The 18,177-nt window shown below is 48.2% G+C and carries 14 protein-coding genes and 1 tRNA gene; 13 read left to right on the plus strand and 2 right to left on the minus strand.

Translation table 11 applies throughout. From position 1 onward, the window contains the following. The 6 genes from JX312_RS01605 to JX312_RS01630 form a co-directional block, all read left to right on the plus strand. A partial coding sequence (locus JX312_RS01605) for a hypothetical protein (RefSeq protein WP_204456754.1) occupies nucleotides 1-200 on the plus strand: 200 nt, incomplete at its 5' end. An 80-nt stretch (nucleotides 201-280) separates the two neighbouring features. Next, a complete protein-coding gene (locus tag JX312_RS01610; RefSeq protein ID WP_123405280.1) occupies nucleotides 281-712 on the plus strand; it encodes a DUF4494 domain-containing protein in 432 nt (143 codons plus the stop codon). 15 nt (nucleotides 713-727) lie between these two features. Beyond that, nucleotides 728-1,393 carry a YggS family pyridoxal phosphate-dependent enzyme gene (locus JX312_RS01615; RefSeq protein ID WP_204456756.1) on the plus strand — a complete coding sequence of 222 codons (666 nt, stop codon included), beginning with the start codon at nucleotides 728-730 and terminating at the stop codon, nucleotides 1,391-1,393. Nucleotides 1,394-1,431: 38 nt separating this feature from the next. Further along, the gene (locus JX312_RS01620; RefSeq protein WP_124030686.1) at nucleotides 1,432-2,772 is read left to right on the plus strand and encodes an MFS transporter; all 1,341 of its coding nucleotides are present in this window, start codon (nucleotides 1,432-1,434) and stop codon (nucleotides 2,770-2,772) included. Nucleotides 2,773-2,842: 70 nt separating this feature from the next. Then, complete coding sequence (locus JX312_RS01625; RefSeq protein ID WP_123405182.1) at nucleotides 2,843-4,870, plus strand: transketolase; 2,028 nt, start codon at nucleotides 2,843-2,845, stop codon at nucleotides 4,868-4,870. A gap of 151 nt (nucleotides 4,871-5,021) precedes the next feature. After that, the gene (locus JX312_RS01630; protein WP_123405184.1) at nucleotides 5,022-6,215 is read left to right on the plus strand and encodes an OmpA family protein; all 1,194 of its coding nucleotides are present in this window, start codon (nucleotides 5,022-5,024) and stop codon (nucleotides 6,213-6,215) included. Between the two features lie 84 nt (nucleotides 6,216-6,299). Here JX312_RS01630 and JX312_RS01635 read toward each other — a convergent pair whose 3' ends face one another. Together JX312_RS01635 and JX312_RS01640 are read right to left on the minus strand one after the other, a co-directional pair. After that, on the minus strand, nucleotides 6,300-6,959 hold the full coding sequence (locus JX312_RS01635) for an RluA family pseudouridine synthase (RefSeq protein ID WP_123405186.1): 660 nt from the start codon (nucleotides 6,957-6,959) through the stop codon (nucleotides 6,300-6,302). A 291-nt stretch (nucleotides 6,960-7,250) separates the two neighbouring features. Continuing rightward, nucleotides 7,251-7,322: transfer RNA gene (locus JX312_RS01640), tRNA-Met, on the minus strand. A 257-nt stretch (nucleotides 7,323-7,579) separates the two neighbouring features. On the opposite strand from JX312_RS01640, the gene JX312_RS01645 reads away from it, so the two are divergent. The 7 genes from JX312_RS01645 to nifJ all read left to right on the plus strand — a co-directional run bounded on the left by JX312_RS01645 (nucleotide 7,580) and on the right by nifJ (nucleotide 17,966). Then, complete coding sequence (locus tag JX312_RS01645) at nucleotides 7,580-8,164, plus strand: TetR/AcrR family transcriptional regulator (protein WP_128708074.1); 585 nt, start codon at nucleotides 7,580-7,582, stop codon at nucleotides 8,162-8,164. Between the two features lie 55 nt (nucleotides 8,165-8,219). Continuing rightward, nucleotides 8,220-9,164 carry a 3-oxoacyl-ACP synthase III family protein gene (locus JX312_RS01650; RefSeq protein WP_123405190.1) on the plus strand — a complete coding sequence of 315 codons (945 nt, stop codon included), beginning with the start codon at nucleotides 8,220-8,222 and terminating at the stop codon, nucleotides 9,162-9,164. 74 nt (nucleotides 9,165-9,238) lie between these two features. Next, nucleotides 9,239-9,985: a 3-oxoacyl-[acyl-carrier-protein] reductase gene (fabG, locus tag JX312_RS01655; RefSeq protein WP_123405192.1), complete on the plus strand. Its 747-nt coding sequence runs from the start codon at nucleotides 9,239-9,241 to the stop codon at nucleotides 9,983-9,985. A 22-nt stretch (nucleotides 9,986-10,007) separates the two neighbouring features. After that, nucleotides 10,008-10,694 carry a 2-C-methyl-D-erythritol 4-phosphate cytidylyltransferase gene (locus tag JX312_RS01660; protein ID WP_124030682.1) on the plus strand — a complete coding sequence of 229 codons (687 nt, stop codon included), beginning with the start codon at nucleotides 10,008-10,010 and terminating at the stop codon, nucleotides 10,692-10,694. Nucleotides 10,695-10,722: 28 nt separating this feature from the next. Continuing rightward, nucleotides 10,723-12,873 (plus strand): ATP-dependent DNA helicase RecG, encoded by a 2,151-nt coding sequence (gene recG, locus JX312_RS01665; protein WP_123405196.1) that lies wholly within the window; start codon nucleotides 10,723-10,725, stop codon nucleotides 12,871-12,873. Between the two features lie 19 nt (nucleotides 12,874-12,892). After that, nucleotides 12,893-14,224, plus strand: coding sequence for a DEAD/DEAH box helicase (locus JX312_RS01670; RefSeq protein WP_124030681.1), 1,332 nt, complete (start codon nucleotides 12,893-12,895; stop codon nucleotides 14,222-14,224). Nucleotides 14,225-14,441: 217 nt separating this feature from the next. After that, nucleotides 14,442-17,966 carry a pyruvate:ferredoxin (flavodoxin) oxidoreductase gene (gene nifJ, locus JX312_RS01675; RefSeq protein WP_370541466.1) on the plus strand — a complete coding sequence of 1,175 codons (3,525 nt, stop codon included), beginning with the start codon at nucleotides 14,442-14,444 and terminating at the stop codon, nucleotides 17,964-17,966. Nucleotides 17,967-18,177 lie beyond the last annotated feature (211 nt).

Genomic DNA, 18,177 nt, shown 5'->3' on the forward strand with positions numbered 1-18,177 from the left:
ATATAGACCCTTTTGCACATGGCTTCACGCCAATGTACAAAAGGGTTTGCTCGTTTTTGGACTGTAAAAGATGGGAATATAACAATGGCAAATTTAGCAAAAATTTGAAACAAAAGAGAAAATCATGCGGATTTTTGATTAACTTTGCAAATAGAAGAGCCTGCATGCCTGCCGGAATGCAGGGGTCTTCAATGAGGTAAATTTTAGTTAACAGATTAACGTGGCAGGTTGTGGCACCATGTCAGACACCTGTCTTAAAATTAAAACAGTTTCTACATATATGGCTCTTTGGTTTGAATGCAAAGTAAGATATGACAAGATGCAGGAAAACGGGATGGTTAAAAAGGTAAACGAACCTTATCTCGTTGATGCATTGACTTTTACGGAGGCAGAGGCGCGCATCGTGGAGGAGATGAAGCCTTTTATCTCCGGAGAATATTCCATTTCTTCTGAAAAGAAAACAAAGATTTCCGAAATTTTCTTCAACGAGGGTGGCGACCGATACTATCTTGTGAAGGTTAATTTCATCACACTTGATGAAAAGTCAGGAGCCGAGAAAAAAACGGCGACACTGATACTTGTGCAGGCTTCAGATTTCGAAGATGCTCTCAAGAATTTTCTTGAAGGAATGAAAGGAACAATGGGCGACTTCGAGATAGCGTCTATTGTGGAGACTCCTCTGATGGATGTTTTTCCGGCAAATCTTGGATGATAATCGGTTAAAGAGATGGTAGCCGAAGAGATAATAAAACTGCGCGAGGAGATTCCTGAAGGAATCAGTCTTGTGGCGGTCTCCAAGTTTCATCCGGCGTCGATGATCCGCGAGGCATATGATGTCGGGCAACGTCTTTTTGGAGAGAGCCGTGTTCAGGAACTTCTTGAGAAAATTCCTCTGCTTCCCGAAGATATAGAGTGGCACTTCATCGGTCATCTTCAGACCAATAAGGTGCGGCAGCTTATTGGCAAAGTGGCGCTGATCGAGAGTGTCGATTCCGAGAAGCTGCTTGCCCTCATAGATTCCGAGTCCCGCAAGGCGGGGGTAGTCACAAATGTCCTTATGCAGGTTCATGTGGCTGCGGAGGAAACCAAATTCGGCTTCCTTCCCGAAGAACTGATGTCTTATTTTAAAGATAAACGGTTCGAGAATCTTACCAATACCCACATATGCGGAGTGATGGGTATGGCATCGAATACCTCCGACATGTCCCGGGTGCGTGCGGATTTTGCTGAAATCCGGCGCATATTCAGGGAGATTTCAGAAGACAACTCGCTTGGACTGCGTGGCTTCGACCGAGTATCCATGGGTATGAGCCATGACTGGCGCATAGCGGTGGAGGAAGGCTCGACATCAGTGAGAATAGGAAGTCTTATTTTCGGTGAAAGGGAATATTGACGTTAGAATTTAATAACCATAATAATAACAACTCTATCATGACTCAATCTACACAAAAGCGATCATTGGTCGCTATCGTCACGATGTTCTTCATCTTCGCGATGATTTCGTTCGTGACCAACATGGCAGCCCCCTTCGGCAACATCTGGGGATTCAAGTATGAATGGGCTGGCATGGCAGGTAACCTTATGAACTTCACCGCTTACCTTTTCATGGGTATTCCGGCGGGTAACATGCTCATACGTTACGGATACAAAAAAACCGCGTTGATAGCATTGGCTGTCGGTGCGATCGGTCTCGGAATCCAGTTGCTGTCGAGCGTTGTCGGCGGCAATGTAGTGGTTATAGGAGGTGAAAATCCCACAACACTCAATCTCTTCATCTATCTTCTCGGAGCATTGGTCTGCGGTTTCTGTGTCTGTATGCTCAACACCGTTGTCAACCCTATGCTCAATCTCCTCGGAGGCGGCGGCAACAAGGGTAATCAGCTCGTGCAGGCAGGTGGAACACTCAACTCGCTTTCCGGAACACTGACTCCTCTGCTCGTAGGTATGCTTGTGGGCACACTTACAAAAGAGACTACCATGGCGGCTGTCGCACCTCTTGTGACAACCGGTATCGTAATCTTCGTAGTGGCGTTCATCATTATCTCTTTCATCAGGATTCAGGAGCCACAGGCAAATCTAAAGCAGGTGAAATATGAGCATTCGCCCCTTGCGTTCCGTCATTGTCTTCTCGGTGTGATTGCAATTTTCTTCTATGTCGGAATCGAAATCGGTATTCCGGGAGAGCTTAACGCATGGATCAGCCGCGAAAACTTCGAAGGCGCCGCAGCTGTGGCAGGATCTCTTGCCGCTCTTTATTGGCTTATGATGCTTATCGGCCGTTTCCTTAGCACAATCATCAGTGGAAAAGTGTCGACACGCGCACAGATGATAACCGTTTCTTCAGTAGCAATTCTTCTCGTTCTTATCGCTATCTTCCTTCCCGAGGATATAACTTTCAAGTCTCCCGAGATCGCTGCTCTCAACATCATGAGCGGTCAGGTGCCCTTGAAATGTCTTTTCCTCTTCCTCTGCGGTCTTTGCACTTCAGTAATGTGGGGAGGTATCTTCAATCTTGCGACAGAGGGATTGGGCAAGTATACGGCAAAAGCTTCCGGTCTATTCATGATGATGGTTGTCGGCGGCGGTATCATGCCGTTCATACAGGACTGGATCGCCCGCGTACTCGGTGGCGGAACTTTCGGTTATATCAACAGCTACTGGCTGGTTGTGGCAATGCTCGCCTACATTCTCTATTATTCGGTTGTCGGCTCCAAGAATATCAACAAAGATATTCCGGTCGGAGAAGAACCTGTTGACCTTAGAGATCTTTAATAAATCAAACAGACTCCGGCAAGATGGCTAATGTCCATATTGCCGGAGTTGTAACATTCAGACAGAATTTATGGACGTAAAAGTCATGAACAATGCCGCCAATAATCTGCGAGTTCTTATCGCGGAAATGGTGGAGAAGTCCAAATCCGGTCACCCCGGAGGCGCTATGGGAGGCGCGGACTTCATCAATGTATTGTATTCAAGTTTCCTTGTGTATGATCCCGCAGACCCCAAGTGGTTCGCACGCGACCGTTTCTTCCTTGATCCCGGTCATATGTCGCCGATGCTCTACAGCATACTTGCGCTCACCGGCAAATTTACCATAGAGGATCTTCAGAACTTCCGTCAGTGGGGTAGTGTCACTCCGGGTCATCCTGAAGTGGATGTTGAGCGCGGCATCGAGAATACCTCCGGTCCGCTTGGTCAGGGACACGTGATGGCGGTAGGCGCGGCAATCGCCGAGAGATTCCTTGCCGCCCGTTTCGGAGAGGTTGTGGCTCACAAGACATACGCCTTCATTTCCGACGGAGGTATCCAGGAGGAGATTTCACAGGGAGCAGGACGCATTGCAGGCAAACTCGGACTGAGCAATCTTATCATGTTCTATGATTCCAACAAGGTTCAGCTTTCAACCAATGTCTCCGATGTTACTAATGAAGACACAGCCGCGAAGTATCGCGCATGGCACTGGAATGTAATAGAGGTTGACGGCACAGATCCTCTCGCAATAGCTGGTGCTTTGCAGCAGGCTCTTGAAGAGAAGGAAAAACCGACTCTGATCATCGGTAATACGATCATGGCGCGAGGCGCTGTGGATGCAGAGGGGAATTCGCTTGAAGGTTCGATAGCCACACACGGACAGCCGCTATCGGCAGCCGGTGCCGATATCGACAAGACTGTCGCGAATCTCGGCGGAGATCCGGAGAACCCGTGGGTAATCCGCGAGGATGTCAAGAATCTTTATGCCGCCCGCGCCGAAGAACTTAAAAAGATAGTGGCGGTCCGTCGTCAGGCTTATGACGAATGGGCGGCTGCAAATCCTGACAAAGCGCGTCAGCTTCAGGATTATATTGATCTCAAGTTGCCCGCACTTCCGTGGGATTCAGTCGAGTTCAAGGCAAATATGGCGAGTCGCGCAGCTTCGGCTACCGTTCTCGGTTTTCTTGCCGAGCATGTGGGCAATATGATTGTGTCGAGTGCCGACCTTGCCAATTCCGACAAGACCGACGGCTTCCTGAAGAAGACCACTGTTCTCTGCAAAGAGGATTTCACCGGCGGTTTCCTTCAGGCTGGAGTTGCAGAGCTTACCATGGCATGCATCATCAATGGTATCGCGCTTCATGGCGGAGTATTCGGTGCGTGTGCCACATTCTTTGTTTTCTCCGATTATATGAAACCGGCAATACGCATGTCGGCACTCATGGAACTTCCCGTCAAGTTCATCTATACACACGACTCTTTCCGCGTAGGAGAAGACGGACCGACACATGAGCCAATAGAGCAAGAGGCGCAGATACGACTGATGGAACAGATTTCCAATTTCAGCGGACGACCTTCTGCACTTGTTCTCCGTCCTGCGGATTCTGCAGAGACATTGGAGGCATATAAACTTGCGATGGAGAATGTTCACTCACCTTCTATCCTTATATTCTCGCGTCAGAATCTTGAGGATCTCCCCGGCGATAACCGTCGCGAAGAGGCAAAGAAAACAGCCAGGGGCGGTTATGTCGTTGTCGATGCCGAGAATCCCGAAGTCGTACTTGTCGGTAATGGCAGCGATGTGGCGCTTCTTGTCCATGCAGCAGAAGAACTTAAAAACGAAGGTGTTGCCGCACGTGTGGTTTCCGTGCCCTCGATCGGTCTCTTCAACAGCCAGAGTGAAGAATATCGCCGCAGTGTCATTCCTGCCGGAGTCAGACTTTTCGGACTTACCTCCGGTCTTCCCGCGACTCTTTATCCGCTGCTTAACGGAGGCGAATACAGATTCATGGGCATGGAGCGTTTCGGAGCGTCGGCTCCAGCAAAGGTGCTTGATGAAAAATTTGGTTATAATACGGAAAATGTATTAAAAAATATTAAACTATTTTTAAAGAAATAGTGTTTATATGTAAAAAAGTGCTAACTTTGCACTTCGAATTTAACAATGCAAGTGTGAAAATTAACAATTTATAGAAGCACATGCTTGTTTGATTCCGCTATAAATAACTGAAAATATAGACAATTACATAAATTAATTAATTTGTTGTTTTATGAAGAAAAGTGTATTATTTACTCTCGCTGTTCTTGCTGCCGGTGCTTTCAGCGCCAATGCGCAGGAGGTGACTTATGTTGAGGATTGCTCACAGGGTTACCTTATGAACAAGGCTACAGACAACTGGTTTATGACAGTTCAGGGTGGTTCCAACATCCTTTTTGCAAAGGATAACATCCACGCAGAGCTTAAGAACCGTTTCGGTGGCAACGCCGCTCTCTATTTCGGCAAATGGGTAACTCCTACATTCGGTTTCCGTTTCGGTGGTCAGTATCTTATGACTAAGGGTGCTACTCAGTACTGGGGTATGTTCCGCAAGCAGAACGAGCCCGCTCTCGCTAACGGTTACTATCCCGAGAAGATGCAGGCTGTGTCTCCCGAGTTCGATGTTCTCATCAACCTTACTAACTGGTGGTGTGGCTATCGTCCCGGTCGTGTTTACAACGCAGTTCTTCACGGAGGTGGTGGTGCAATGTTCACATTCCGTCGCGCATATGACGGTGCTGATCTCCGTTGGCGTTCTGCAAAGAGCACTCCGCTCTTCATCAACGTAGGTTTGCAGAACAACTTCGCAGTAAGCAAGAGCGTTGATATCTTCCTTGATGTAGCTTACCAGCTCTTCAAAGAGGGTGGTGCTTACAACCCCCACTACGCTCACGATCTTCAGCTTTCTGCAGGTCTTAACGTACACTTCGGCAAGAAAGACTGGAACTGTCCTGTTACTGCCGTATGTCCTACATGGAAATACACAGACGCAGAGGGTGACGCTCTCGTAGCCCGCCTTGCTCAGGCTGACGCCAAGATCGCAAGCCTCCAGAAGCAGCTTGACGAATGTCTCAAACGTCCTGTTGAGAAAGTAAGCTGCGAAGGTCTCGCAACTGTTTACTATCCCATCAACCAGTATTCTCTTTCAAGCCGTGAGAAGACTATCCTCAAATCAATGGCAGAAGTTATGAAAGAGACTCCCAACCAGAAATATATCCTTACAGGTTGGGCAGACAACTACACAGGTAACGATGAGGTCAACACTCGTCTCCGCAACCAGCGTGTGAATGGCGTTAAGGCATTCCTCGTAAAATGCGGTGTTGACGAGAACCAGCTCGATGCTCGCATCGATGCTAACAACTTGACTGACTTCGGTGCAAAGGGTGCTCCCCTGGATCGCGCTGTGACAATCAAGCTCGCTGACTGATAATAATTAATCATCAGACACAATAAAGGCTCGCAAATGCGAGCCTTTTTTTGTTGTGTCATTTGTTATGCATGGTGCTCTTGTTCATAGAAGTTTCTGCATGTCGGGGAGTGGTGGAATCTCAAGAGATATCCGTTGTCCGGAAACCGGATGGATGAATTCGATGCGGTGTGCCTGCAGGGATATGCTGCCATCACGGTTGCTTCTTCTGGCGCCATACTTGAGGTCTCCCTTTATCGGGTTGCCGTTTGCCGACAGCTGGGCGCGAATCTGGTGTTTTCTTCCGGTAAGCAGATTGACTTCAAGAAGAGTGTATCTGTCGCCCCTTGCAACAGTCTTGTAGCTCAGTATTGATTTTTTTGCTTCAGGGTTTCTGCAGTCTGAAACGAAAGTCTTGTTTATTCTTCCGTCAGAGACGAGGAAATTCTCAAGTGTCTTTTCCTGGCACCCTGGAACACCTTCCACAAGAGCCCAGTATGTTTTGTGTATATTGCCATCGCGCAGCATTTTGTTAAGCCGTTCGAGAGCTTTGGAAGTTTTGGCAAAAATTACAAGACCGGACACCGGACGGTCGATCCTGTGCACAACACCGCAAAATACGTTTCCCGGCTTGTTGTATTTCTCTTTAAGATAATTTTTGACATGTTCGGAGAGTGGGGTGTCTCCTGTCTTGTCTCCCTGCACGATTTCTCCCGACGATTTGTTGACAATAATTATGTGATTGTCTTCGTATACTACTTCCACGTTAAAAGGGGTGTTAAGAGGTATGATGTTTAAGAAACTGTATGAATTTAATTCGAAAATGTTTTATAATGTATCTTGTGGCTTCCTTGAGGTCTTTTATGGTTGTTTTCACCGAGTCTCCTCGGTCACATAGCCCGCTATGTTCCCTCTTCAACTCGCGAAAACACCGCATAAAATCCACTCAATGAATCTCACAATTAAATTTAAACAGTTTCTAAACTGTATGAATTTAAACAGTTCAAAGGGTGTGTATAAAAGAAACGCCGACTCGAAAGTCGGCGTTTCTTTTAGTAGCGGGGGCAGGACTCGAACCTACGACCTTTGGGTTATGAGCCCAACGAGCTACCACTGCTCCACCCCGCGGTGTTATTTACGGGTGCAAAGTTACGACTTATTTTTGAAACATGCAAATTATTTGGCTAAAAAAATTAAAAAAATATGTTTGACAGCATTATTTTGCAGATTTTTATTGATGAGAGTTCAAATGGGGAGGAAATATAGGTGAGAATTGAAGAAAAATTGTTAAATTTGCTCAATAATCCCGACTATGTGCAATTCGGTGGAGGATTCGTTTGTTGTATAATAAAGTTTCGCCGCCGGATACTCTTAGAAAGACTGAGATGGTAAAGAAAACGCGTGAGAAATTTATAGAGGTTGCCCGTCAGCTTTTTGCCCGCAAGGGAGTGGAGAATACGACAATGAATGATATCGCCTCCGCTTCTGACAAAGGTCGGCGCACCATCTATACTTATTTCAAAAGTAAGCGTGAGATATTCAATGCAGTCATAGACAACGAGTCAGAGCAGCTTCTGGTCAAGCTTCGCATGATACTGGCAAAACCTATATCACCTGAGGAAAAGCTTCAGGAATATGTCGGATGCCGTCTTCAGACGATGCGTGAGATCGTTTCTCGCAACGGATCTCTGAGAGCCGGATTTTTCAGGGACGTGAGGAAAGTGGATCGTGCACGAGCCATAATCACAAGAAAAGAGGCGGCTTTGCTTATTGAAATATTGCATGAGGGCATAGCGACGGGAGATTTCAGGATTGGCAATGTTAAGGAATGCGCATTGGTCATAGTCAATGCTGTCCATGGACTTGACGTGCCGTATATCCGCGACAGTCTGTCGCAATACGGACTTGGAGATGAAAAAATAAAGAAAGTTATAGCGGATCTTATCCTGAACGGGATTATGACAAGATGATGTCGTTGTCGGCAATGCCGCTGACTTAAAAGAAAATTTTAACAGACTATTGAATATGTATATTAACTCAATGGGCATATTTGTGCCGGAACTTAGGGTGCCGAACGAGCATTTTCTGGAGGTAAACGGTCTGACATCCGAATGGATCGAGCAGCGCACCGGAATAAAGACACGTTCGAAGGTCGCTCCCGACGAGAATATCGACACCATGGCGATAGCAGCTGTAGAGGATGCGGTCAAATCACTTCCGTACGATGTGAAGGAAACCGGTTTGATAGTGTCTGCCCATTATTGTGTGTATGATACAGTCGCGACTGTCGCTCACAAAGCGCAGAGACATTTCGGCATTCATGGTGCCAAGGCTGTTTATGCCTCGTCTGCGTGCTCGTCGTTTATAAACGGACTTGAGATAATAGAGGGTTACTTTGCAATGGGAAAGGCAGACAAAGCTCTTCTGATATGCAGTGAGCAGAACACTTACTATTCAAATGAATCCGACCCCAAAAGCGGTCATTTGTGGGGAGACGCGGCGGTTGCATATTTTGTGTCGAAGGAAAGACAGAGTGAACATGACCTTAAAATACTCGACATATATACCGAGGGTCTCGGAGACATAGGCAAAGGTCCAGGCGGAGTGTGTCTGCGTCCGAAAGAAGACGGCATCACTATGCCAGACGGTCGCGATGTCTTTATCCATGCATGTCGCTATATGATTCATGCTCTCAACAATTCTCTTGAGAATTCCGGTCTTCAACGCGAAGATATTTCCAAATTCATATGTCATCAGGCAAACAAGAGGATTGTGGCTCAGGTCGCTCATCAGCTTGACATGGGGATGGATCGTTTCCTCAATAATATCGAGGAACTGGGTAATACAGGATCGGCATCAGCCGCGCTTGTGCTTGCTCAGGATATAGAAAAGATTCAGAAAGGGGAGAAAGTGGCACTGATGGTATTTGGCGGCGGCTATTCATGCGGCTGTTTTATTGTGGAGAAATAAATCACTTCAATATATTATAAGCCGGGTCTTCCCCGGCTGTGAAAATTTAGAGCATACAATTAACAACAATATTTATGAAACTTCTTGAAGGAAAGACAGCGATTGTAACAGGCGCTGCAAGAGGAATCGGCAAAGAGATTGCCTTGAAATACGCATCCGAAGGGTGTAACATCGCATTCACGGATCTTGTTATCGATGAGAATGGTAAAAAAACAGAAGAAGAGATCGCGGCTTACGGTGTAAAATGCAAGGGATATGCATCCAATGCAGCTGATTTCGCCGCTACGGAAAAGACCGTGGAGGAGATAAAGGCAGATTTCGGCAGTATAGATATTCTCGTGAATAACGCAGGTATCACCAAAGACGGTCTGATGCTCCGCATGACCGAGCAGCAGTGGGATGCCGTGATTGCGGTCAATCTTAAGTCCGCATTCAACTATATCCATGCCGTTCTTCCGATCATGATGCGTCAGAAATCAGGTTCCATAATAAATATGGCATCAGTGGTAGGTGTTCATGGAAATGCAGGACAATCGAATTATGCCGCATCCAAAGCAGGTCTGATCGCCCTTGCCAAGAGTATCGCGCAGGAGGTGGGCTCACGCGGCATCCGCGCAAATGCCATAGCTCCCGGCTTTATCGAGACAGCGATGACTGAGGCGCTTCCCGCCGAAGTCCGTAAGGAGTGGTGTCAGAAAATCCCGTTGCGTCGTGGCGGTAAGGTAGAGGATATTGCAAATGTGGCAACCTTCCTTGCTTCCGACATGTCAGGTTACGTTACCGGTCAGGTTATTCAGGTCGATGGCGGCATGAACATGTAATCCGGAACTATCTTAAGATAGTATGAAAAAATATGCAGTGATTGTCGCCGGCGGGGAGGGAAACCGCGCCGGCGGCTCTGTTCCCAAACAATTCCAGATGTTGGGCGATGTGCCGATGCTGTGGTGGTCGGTGCGGGCATTTCATGAAGAGGATTCTTCCACCGAGATCATACTTGTGCTGCATCCCGGTTTTTTCGATGAATGGGATATCCTTTATTCTGAGTTGCCGGAGAAAGACCGCAGTATCAAGGTGCGTCTAAGTTGCGGCGGTCGTTCGCGTGCGGAGTCTGTGAGAAACGGGCTCATGTCTGTGCCGGATGCCGGAGATGCATTGGTGGCTGTTCACGATGCAGCACGCCCTCTTGTAACTCGCGAAATCATAGCCCGCGGGTGGAATGCCGCCATAGAAAACGGGGCTGCGGTTCCGGCAGAGCCGATGACAGATTCCATCCGGCTTGTCTCGGAGTCAGGGAATGTTGCCGTGCCACGCAAGGATTATGTCAAAGTGCAGACTCCTCAGGTATTTTCCGCCTCACTTATCAAGAATGCATACAGCCGCGCAGACATAACATCAATGACTGATGACGCGTCTGTCGCCGAGGCGGCAGGACACCGCATAGCTCTCTTCGACGGCTCTCCATATAACATGAAGGTGACGGATCCTCTTGATATCCGCATTGCCGAGCTTCTTTTGAACACAGTTTCTTAAAAATCTGAATACATTTTCTTAAAAACGGATATTGTCATTTCTCGATACTGACATAAAATATCTTAAAGGAGTCGGCGACAAACGCGCCCAGCTTCTTGACAGCGAACTTGATATACGCACGTTCGGAGACCTGCTGTATACTTTTCCGTACCGCTATGTGGATACGAGCCGGTTTTATAAAATATCCGAATTTAGCGGAGAAATGCCTTCAGTTCAGGTGTTGGGAAGATTTGTAGGTTTTACCGTAGAGGGAGAAGGTCTCAGACAGAGGCTGAAGGGATCATTCTATGACGGAAGCCGGTTTATGGAGGTGGTGTGGTTCTCCAAGGTCAATTTCTTCAAGACAGCATATCAGCCTGGAGTCGCCTATATATTGTTCGGAAAGCCGACACAATTCCGCGATATCTGGCAGATGGCTCATCCTGAGGTCAGTGCGTATGATGCCACGCGTCCGCCCGAGGGTTTCAGGGGAGTCTATACCATTCCCGACAAACTAAGGAAAAAGGGGTATTCCACGCGTCTGCTTTCAGATCTTGTCAAGAATCTTTTCAACAATGCGAGAATCGGAGAGGTGGGGGAGACCCTACCGGCGGAAATTATAGACAAATATTCGTTGATGCCGCTGAGGGAGGCTCTCGGCAACATCCATTTTCCACAGAATCCCGACAGACTTCAGAAAGCGCGTGAAAGGATGAAGTTCGAGGAACTGTTTTATCTGCAGCTTCATATTCTCAGATATTCGCGTGAACGAGGCAGACGCATAAGAGGTCATGTGCTTGCAAAAATCGGAGATTACTTCAATACCTATTACAGTCGGCATATACCCTTTGAACTGACCGGAGCGCAGAAACGGGTGCTCAGAGAGATTCGCAACGACATGCGCACCGGGCGTCAGATGAACCGTCTGCTTCAGGGAGATGTCGGCAGCGGCAAGACCATGGTGGCGTTCATGACCATGCTCATGGCGGCAGACAACGGTTTTCAGTCTGCCATTATGGCTCCAACCGAGATTCTGGCTTCCCAGCATTTCGAGACGATACGCGTATGGGGAGAAGCCATAGGACTTCGTGTGGCGTTGCTTACAGGCAACACCAGAGCCAAGGCACGCCGGGAGATTCACGAGGGACTGCAATCCGGTGACATAGACATTATTGTGGGAACTCACGCCCTTATCGAAGACAACGTGCAGTTCCGCAATCTCGGTCTTACTGTAATCGACGAGCAGCATCGGTTCGGAGTTGCACAGAGAGCCAAGATGTGGAAAAAAAGCGCTGTCGCGCCTCATGTGCTTGTAATGACAGCCACGCCTATCCCCCGCACACTTGCCATGACGGTTTATGGCGATCTCGATGTGTCGGTAATCGATGAGCTCCCTCCCGGTAGGAAACCGGTTCAGACCTGGTTGAAATTCGACAATGCAAGGATGGAGGTGAACCGGTTGATAAACAGAGAACTTAAAGCGGGAAGACAGGTCTATATAGTTTATCCACTGGTAAAGGAGAATCCGAAGCTCGAGCTGAAGAGCGTGGAGCAGGGACTTGAGCGAGTGAGAGGTCTTTTTCCCGATGTCAAGGTCTGTATGGTACACGGTCAGATGAAACCTGCTGAAAAAGATTACCAGATGGAGCAGTTTGTAAGTGGATCCGCCCGTATTCTTGTCGCGACCACGGTGATTGAAGTCGGAGTCAATGTGCCTAACGCCTCCGTGATGGTCATAGAAAATGCCGAGCGTTTCGGACTTTCCCAGCTTCATCAGCTCAGAGGAAGGGTGGGGCGTGGCGCGGATTGCAGTTATTGTATTCTCATGACCCGTCACAATATCGCCGGTGATACACGCAAGCGGTTAAGCATCATGACAGAAACCACCGACGGTTTCCTTATTTCCGAAGCCGATATGAAAATGCGCGGTCCCGGAGATATGGAGGGAACCCAACAGAGCGGAATAGCGTTTAATCTAAGGATAGCGAATCTTGCGAGTGACGGACAGATTCTTAACGTAGCGCGTCAGGGAGCTGAGGCTGTGCTCAACGCCCATCCGGAACTTCTTGAAACCCCGGCGCACGGGGTGGAGCAATATCCGGGGGAGGAACTTGCTCTCTCTCCGGAATCATTAGGGTTGGTGCGCACCGAGTTGCGGACCCGTTTTTCAAAGACATACGATTGGTCGCAGATCAGTTGATGTCTCAAATACATACATTATGAGAGAAAAGGAGTTTCTTCCTCTTGTTGAAGGGAAATTAGGAATTAAGGAATTGAATCCGATGCAACGCCAGATGATGTCGCGAGCCTCGGAATCGCGTGACATAATACTCCTGTCGCCGACAGGGTCGGGTAAGACATTGGCTTTCATATTGCCGATGCTCAAGATTCTCAGACCATCAACAGGAAGGGTTCAGGCAGTTGTCGTCGCTCCGTCGCGAGAACTTGTGATACAGATTTCGCAGATAGTAGGTCAGATAGCCGCCGGTTTCAAAGTCACGCAGCTTTACGGCGGACATAAGGTGGAGGATGAGGTAAACTCACTCTCCGCGGGCACCGACATAATCGTTGCCACTCCCGGACGTCTGCTTGACCATATCAACCGCCGGAACATAGATGTGTTGCCCACGCGTATACTTGTGCTTGACGAGTTTGACAAATCTCTGGAACTCGGATTTGAGAAAGAGATGAAGAAGATAGTCGGCAGACTTAAGAATGTGAGCCGCTATATCCTGACTTCGGCAACAAAGGCTGATGTCTTGCCGGATTTTCTGAATCTTGACAATCCTGTTACGCTGAATTATCTTGAAGACAACAGAGAACTCCATTCGCGCCTGAGGGTGCACAGGGTCGATTCAGACATAAATGACAAGCTTGATTCTCTTTGTGTACTGCTTGCCCATCTTTCCAAGGGAGAGCGTCATGAACGCAGCATTGTGTTTGTGAACTATCGTGAAAGTGCCGAGCGTGTCGCCGGCTATCTCAACAAACGCGGTTTTCCGGTTGTTCTCTATCACGGAGCCCTCGACCAGCGAGAGAGAGAGACTGCCGTGGCATTGTTCAACAACGGCAGTCGTCCGGTTCTTGTCGCCACAGACCTTGCCGCCCGCGGACTTGACATAGAGAATGTAAAATCAATCATACATTATCATCAGGCACTTACGCCTGAAACCTATACCCACCGTAACGGTCGAACAGCGCGTGTAGACCGCGAAGGCGACATATATGTGCTTGTCGGACCTGAAGAGGATGTAAAGGAGTTCACGGATTTTGATGATACCCTTTATCCCGATGTCGAAGGTAAGACCCCTGTGTCTCCGCAATATTCCACGTTGCGTTTCTCTGCTGGCAAGAAGGAAAAATTGTCGAAAGGAGATATTGTCGGATTTCTGGTCAAAGAATGCGGAGCAGAAGCCTCAAAGCTTGGCAAAATAGACGTTTATGACCATTATTCTCTTGTCGCGGTGCCTTATGAAGAGGCAGAGGATATTCTAAGTTCAGCCAGGGGAAAGAAGATCAAAGGTGAGAAAAGATTGGTTTCTCTTTTGTGACTATGAAGATTATTTGCTAACTTTGTAGGCTGAAAATGAACGGGTCTAAATAGTTTTTTGCTTGCAATCGACAATTATCGGTTTAGACAGGTTCAATATAATAGAGAGGTAAAAAAAGAAAAACGAGATAACTCAAAATTAATCGATTATAACTATGAGCAAGACAAAGAAATTTCTGACATGCGACGGTAATCAGGCCGCTGCGCATATCAGTTATATGTTTAGCGAAGTAGCCGCGATCTATCCCATCACCCCGTCGTCGACGATGGCAGAGTATGTGGACGATTGGTCGGCAGCCGGAAGAAAGAACATCTTCGGCGAGACAGTATTGGTGCAGGAAATGCAGAGCGAGGGTGGAGCCGCAGGTGCGGTTCACGGTTCACTTCAGGCAGGAGCTCTCACCACTACTTATACCGCTTCCCAGGGTCTCCTTCTGATGATCCCCAACATGTATAAGATTGCCGGAGAGTTGCTTCCCTGTGTGTTCCATGTCTCGGCACGTACGCTTGCTTCGCATGCGCTCAGCATTTTTGGCGACCATCAGGACGTAATGTCAGCCCGTCAGACAGGTTTCGCAATGTTCTGCGAGGGTTCCGTTCAGGAGGTGATGGATCTTTCCGCCGTTTCCCATCTTTCATCAATCAAGGGTCGTGTTCCCTTCATCAACTTCTTTGACGGTTTCCGCACCTCACACGAGATTCAGAAAATCGAGGCTCTCAGCGAAGAGGATCTCGCCCCGCTTCTTGACCGCGAGGCACTTGCAGAGTTCCGTCAGCGCGCCCTCAACCCCGACAAGCCTGTGGCGAGAGGTATGGCAGAGAATCCCGATGTCTTCTTCCAGCACCGCGAGGCAAGCAATCCCTATTACAACGCGATACCCGAAATCGTAGAGAACTACGTAAAAGAGATTAACAAGATAACCGGTCGCAACTATGGACTTTTCGATTATTACGGAGATCCCGAGGCTGACCGTGTGATTATCGCAATGGGCAGTGTGACAGAGTGTATCAAAGAGACAATCGACCATCTCCGCGCAAAAGGTGAGAAAGTCGGCGTAGTGTGCGTGCACCTTTATCGTCCCTTCTCCGCGAAGCATTTCCTCGCCGCAGTTCCTGCCACAGCCAAACGCATCGCGGTGCTTGACCGCACAAAAGAACCGGGAGCCAACGGCGAGCCGCTTTATCTTGATGTCAAGGATTGTTTCTACGGCAAAGAGAACGCCCCGCTTATCGTAGGCGGACGTTACGGTCTCAGCTCGAAAGACACAACTCCCGCGCAGATTGTCGAGGTATATGACAACCTTAAGCTTGCAGAACCCAAGAACCACTTCACAGTAGGTATCGTAGACGATGTGACTTTCCTTTCGCTTCCCGTAGGTCCGGAGATCAACGTTGGCGGAGAAGGTATGTTCCAGGCAAAATTCTATGGTCTTGGAGCTGACGGAACAGTCGGCGCCAACAAGAACTCAGTGAAGATAATCGGTGACAATACCGATAAGTACTGTCAGGCATATTTCTCATACGACTCCAAGAAATCAGGCGGTTTCACCTGTTCGCACCTCCGTTTCGGAGACACGGCGATCCGCTCCACTTATCTTGTGAATACACCTAACTTTGTGGCATGCCACGTTCAGGCTTATCTTCACATGTATGATGTTCTCCGCGGTCTCATGCCAAACGGAACATTCCTTCTCAACACAATCTGGGAAGGTGAGGAACTCGCCAAGAATCTTCCGAACAAGGTGAAACGCTATCTTGCTCAGAACAACATCACCGTATATTATATCAATGCGTCAAAGATCGCTCAGGAAATCGGTCTCGGCAACAGAACCAACACCATTCTCCAGAGTGCCTTCTTCCGCATCACAGAGGTTATACCTGTGGATCTCGCTGTTGAGCAGATGAAGAAATTCATCCAGAAGTCATATGGCAAGAAGGGTGAGAACATCGTCAATATGAACTATGCCGCCGTTGATCGCGGAGGCGAGTATCACAAGCTTGATGTAGATCCTGCATGGGCATCTCTCAAAGACGAGCCTGCAAAAGCCACGGATGCTCCTGAATTCATCACCAATATAGTGAACAAAATCAACGCGCAGGACGGAGACCTTCTCCCTGTAAGCGCGTTTGCCGACCGTGCTGACGGCACATGGCAGCAGGGCACAGCCGCTTATGAGAAGCGCGGTGTCGCGGCTTTCGTTCCTGAATGGAATCCTGAGAACTGTATCCAGTGTAACAAATGTTCTTACGTTTGTCCTCACGCATGTATCCGTCCGTTTGTCCTCACACCCGAGGAGGCTGCTGCAGCACCTTTCGGCGAAGAGCATTCTATCCCCGCCATCGGCAAGACATTCACCGGTATGCGTTTCGTTCAGCAGGTCGATGTTCTTGACTGTCTCGGTTGCGGCAACTGTGCGGATGTCTGTCCGGGCAAGAAGGGTGAGAAGGCGCTGAAGATGGTTCATGAAGAGAGCCAGCTTCCGCAGCAGCAGAACTGGGATTGGCTTATCAAGAATGTGAAGAGCAAAGCGGATCTTGTCGATGTGAAGCTCAATGCCAAGAACAGCCAGTTCGCAACTCCGCTCTTCGAGTTCTCCGGCGCATGTTCAGGTTGCGGCGAGACTCCTTATCTGAAACTCATATCCCAGCTTTACGGCGATCACCAGATGGTGGCTAACGCTACAGGCTGTTCTTCAATCTATTCAGGTTCTGTTCCTTCTACTCCTTACACTACAGATGAGAACGGTCATGGTCCGGCATGGGCAAACTCACTCTTCGAAGACTTCTGCGAGTTTGGTCTCGGCATGTATCTCGGATATGAAAAGATGCGTGCGCGTCTTGAGGATATCTGTGTGAAGCTTGAAGCAGATGAGAATGCACCCCAGGCTCTGCGTGCGGCGGCAAAGGCATGGTATGAGAACCGAGATGACGCAAAGCTCTCTCATAATCTCGGTTATGAGTTTGCAGAAGAGGCAAAGAAAAATGCCGACAAATGCGAGACTTGCGCGACAATCGTAAATCTCCGCCATTACCTGACAAAGCGCAGCCAGTGGATTGTCGGCGGTGACGGTGCAAGCTACGACATAGGTTTCGGTGGTCTTGACCACGTTATCGCATCAGGCAAGAATGTCAACATTCTTGTTCTCGACACCGAGGTTTATTCTAACACAGGCGGTCAGTCTTCCAAATCCACGCCTATCGGTGCTATAGCTAAATTTGCGGCTGCCGGAAAGAGAATCCGCAAGAAAGACCTCGGTCTTATCGCCACCACATACGGTTATGTGTATGTGGCACAGGTAGCGATGGGTGCTGACAATGCTCAGACACTGAAAGCTATCCGCGAGGCTGAGGCTTACGACGGACCGTCACTGGTCATCGCTTACGCTCCCTGTATCAACCATGGTATCAAGAAAGGAATGGGTAAGAGCCAGGAAGAGGAGAAAGAGGCTGTAGAATGCGGTTACTGGCACCTCTGGCGCTATAATCCCGCACTTGAGAACGAGGGCAAGAATCCATTCTCACTCGATTCAAAAGAACCCGACTGGAGCAAATTCGAGGACTTCCTCAAAGGAGAGGTGCGTTTCGCATCGCTTTACAAGATGTTCCCGCAGGATGCCGATGAGCTCTTCAAGGCTGCGAAAGCAAACGCACAGTGGCGTTACAACAACTACAAGCGTCTGTCGCTTCAGAACTGGGGCACCGATCCCGAACTGACTTCTGAAGAAGAAGCATTGCGCAAGTAATGTTTTACTATTCTATACTTAAACGGTTGCCGAGAAATCGGCAACCGTTTTTTTTGTGCTAAATGTTAAAATAATGTTAATAAACGTTAATTATTGGAAGATGTAAATGATTTTATATAAATTCGCAAAAGAATATTAAAATATGTAATGTTTTATAAACGCGCATATTTTATCAGACATCACTAGTGTCTCTTAAAAAGTGTTAATCAAA

It is taken from the genome of Barnesiella sp. CU968, from assembly GCF_905219685.1.
Lineage (GTDB): Bacteria > Bacteroidota > Bacteroidia > Bacteroidales > Muribaculaceae > Lepagella > Lepagella muris_A.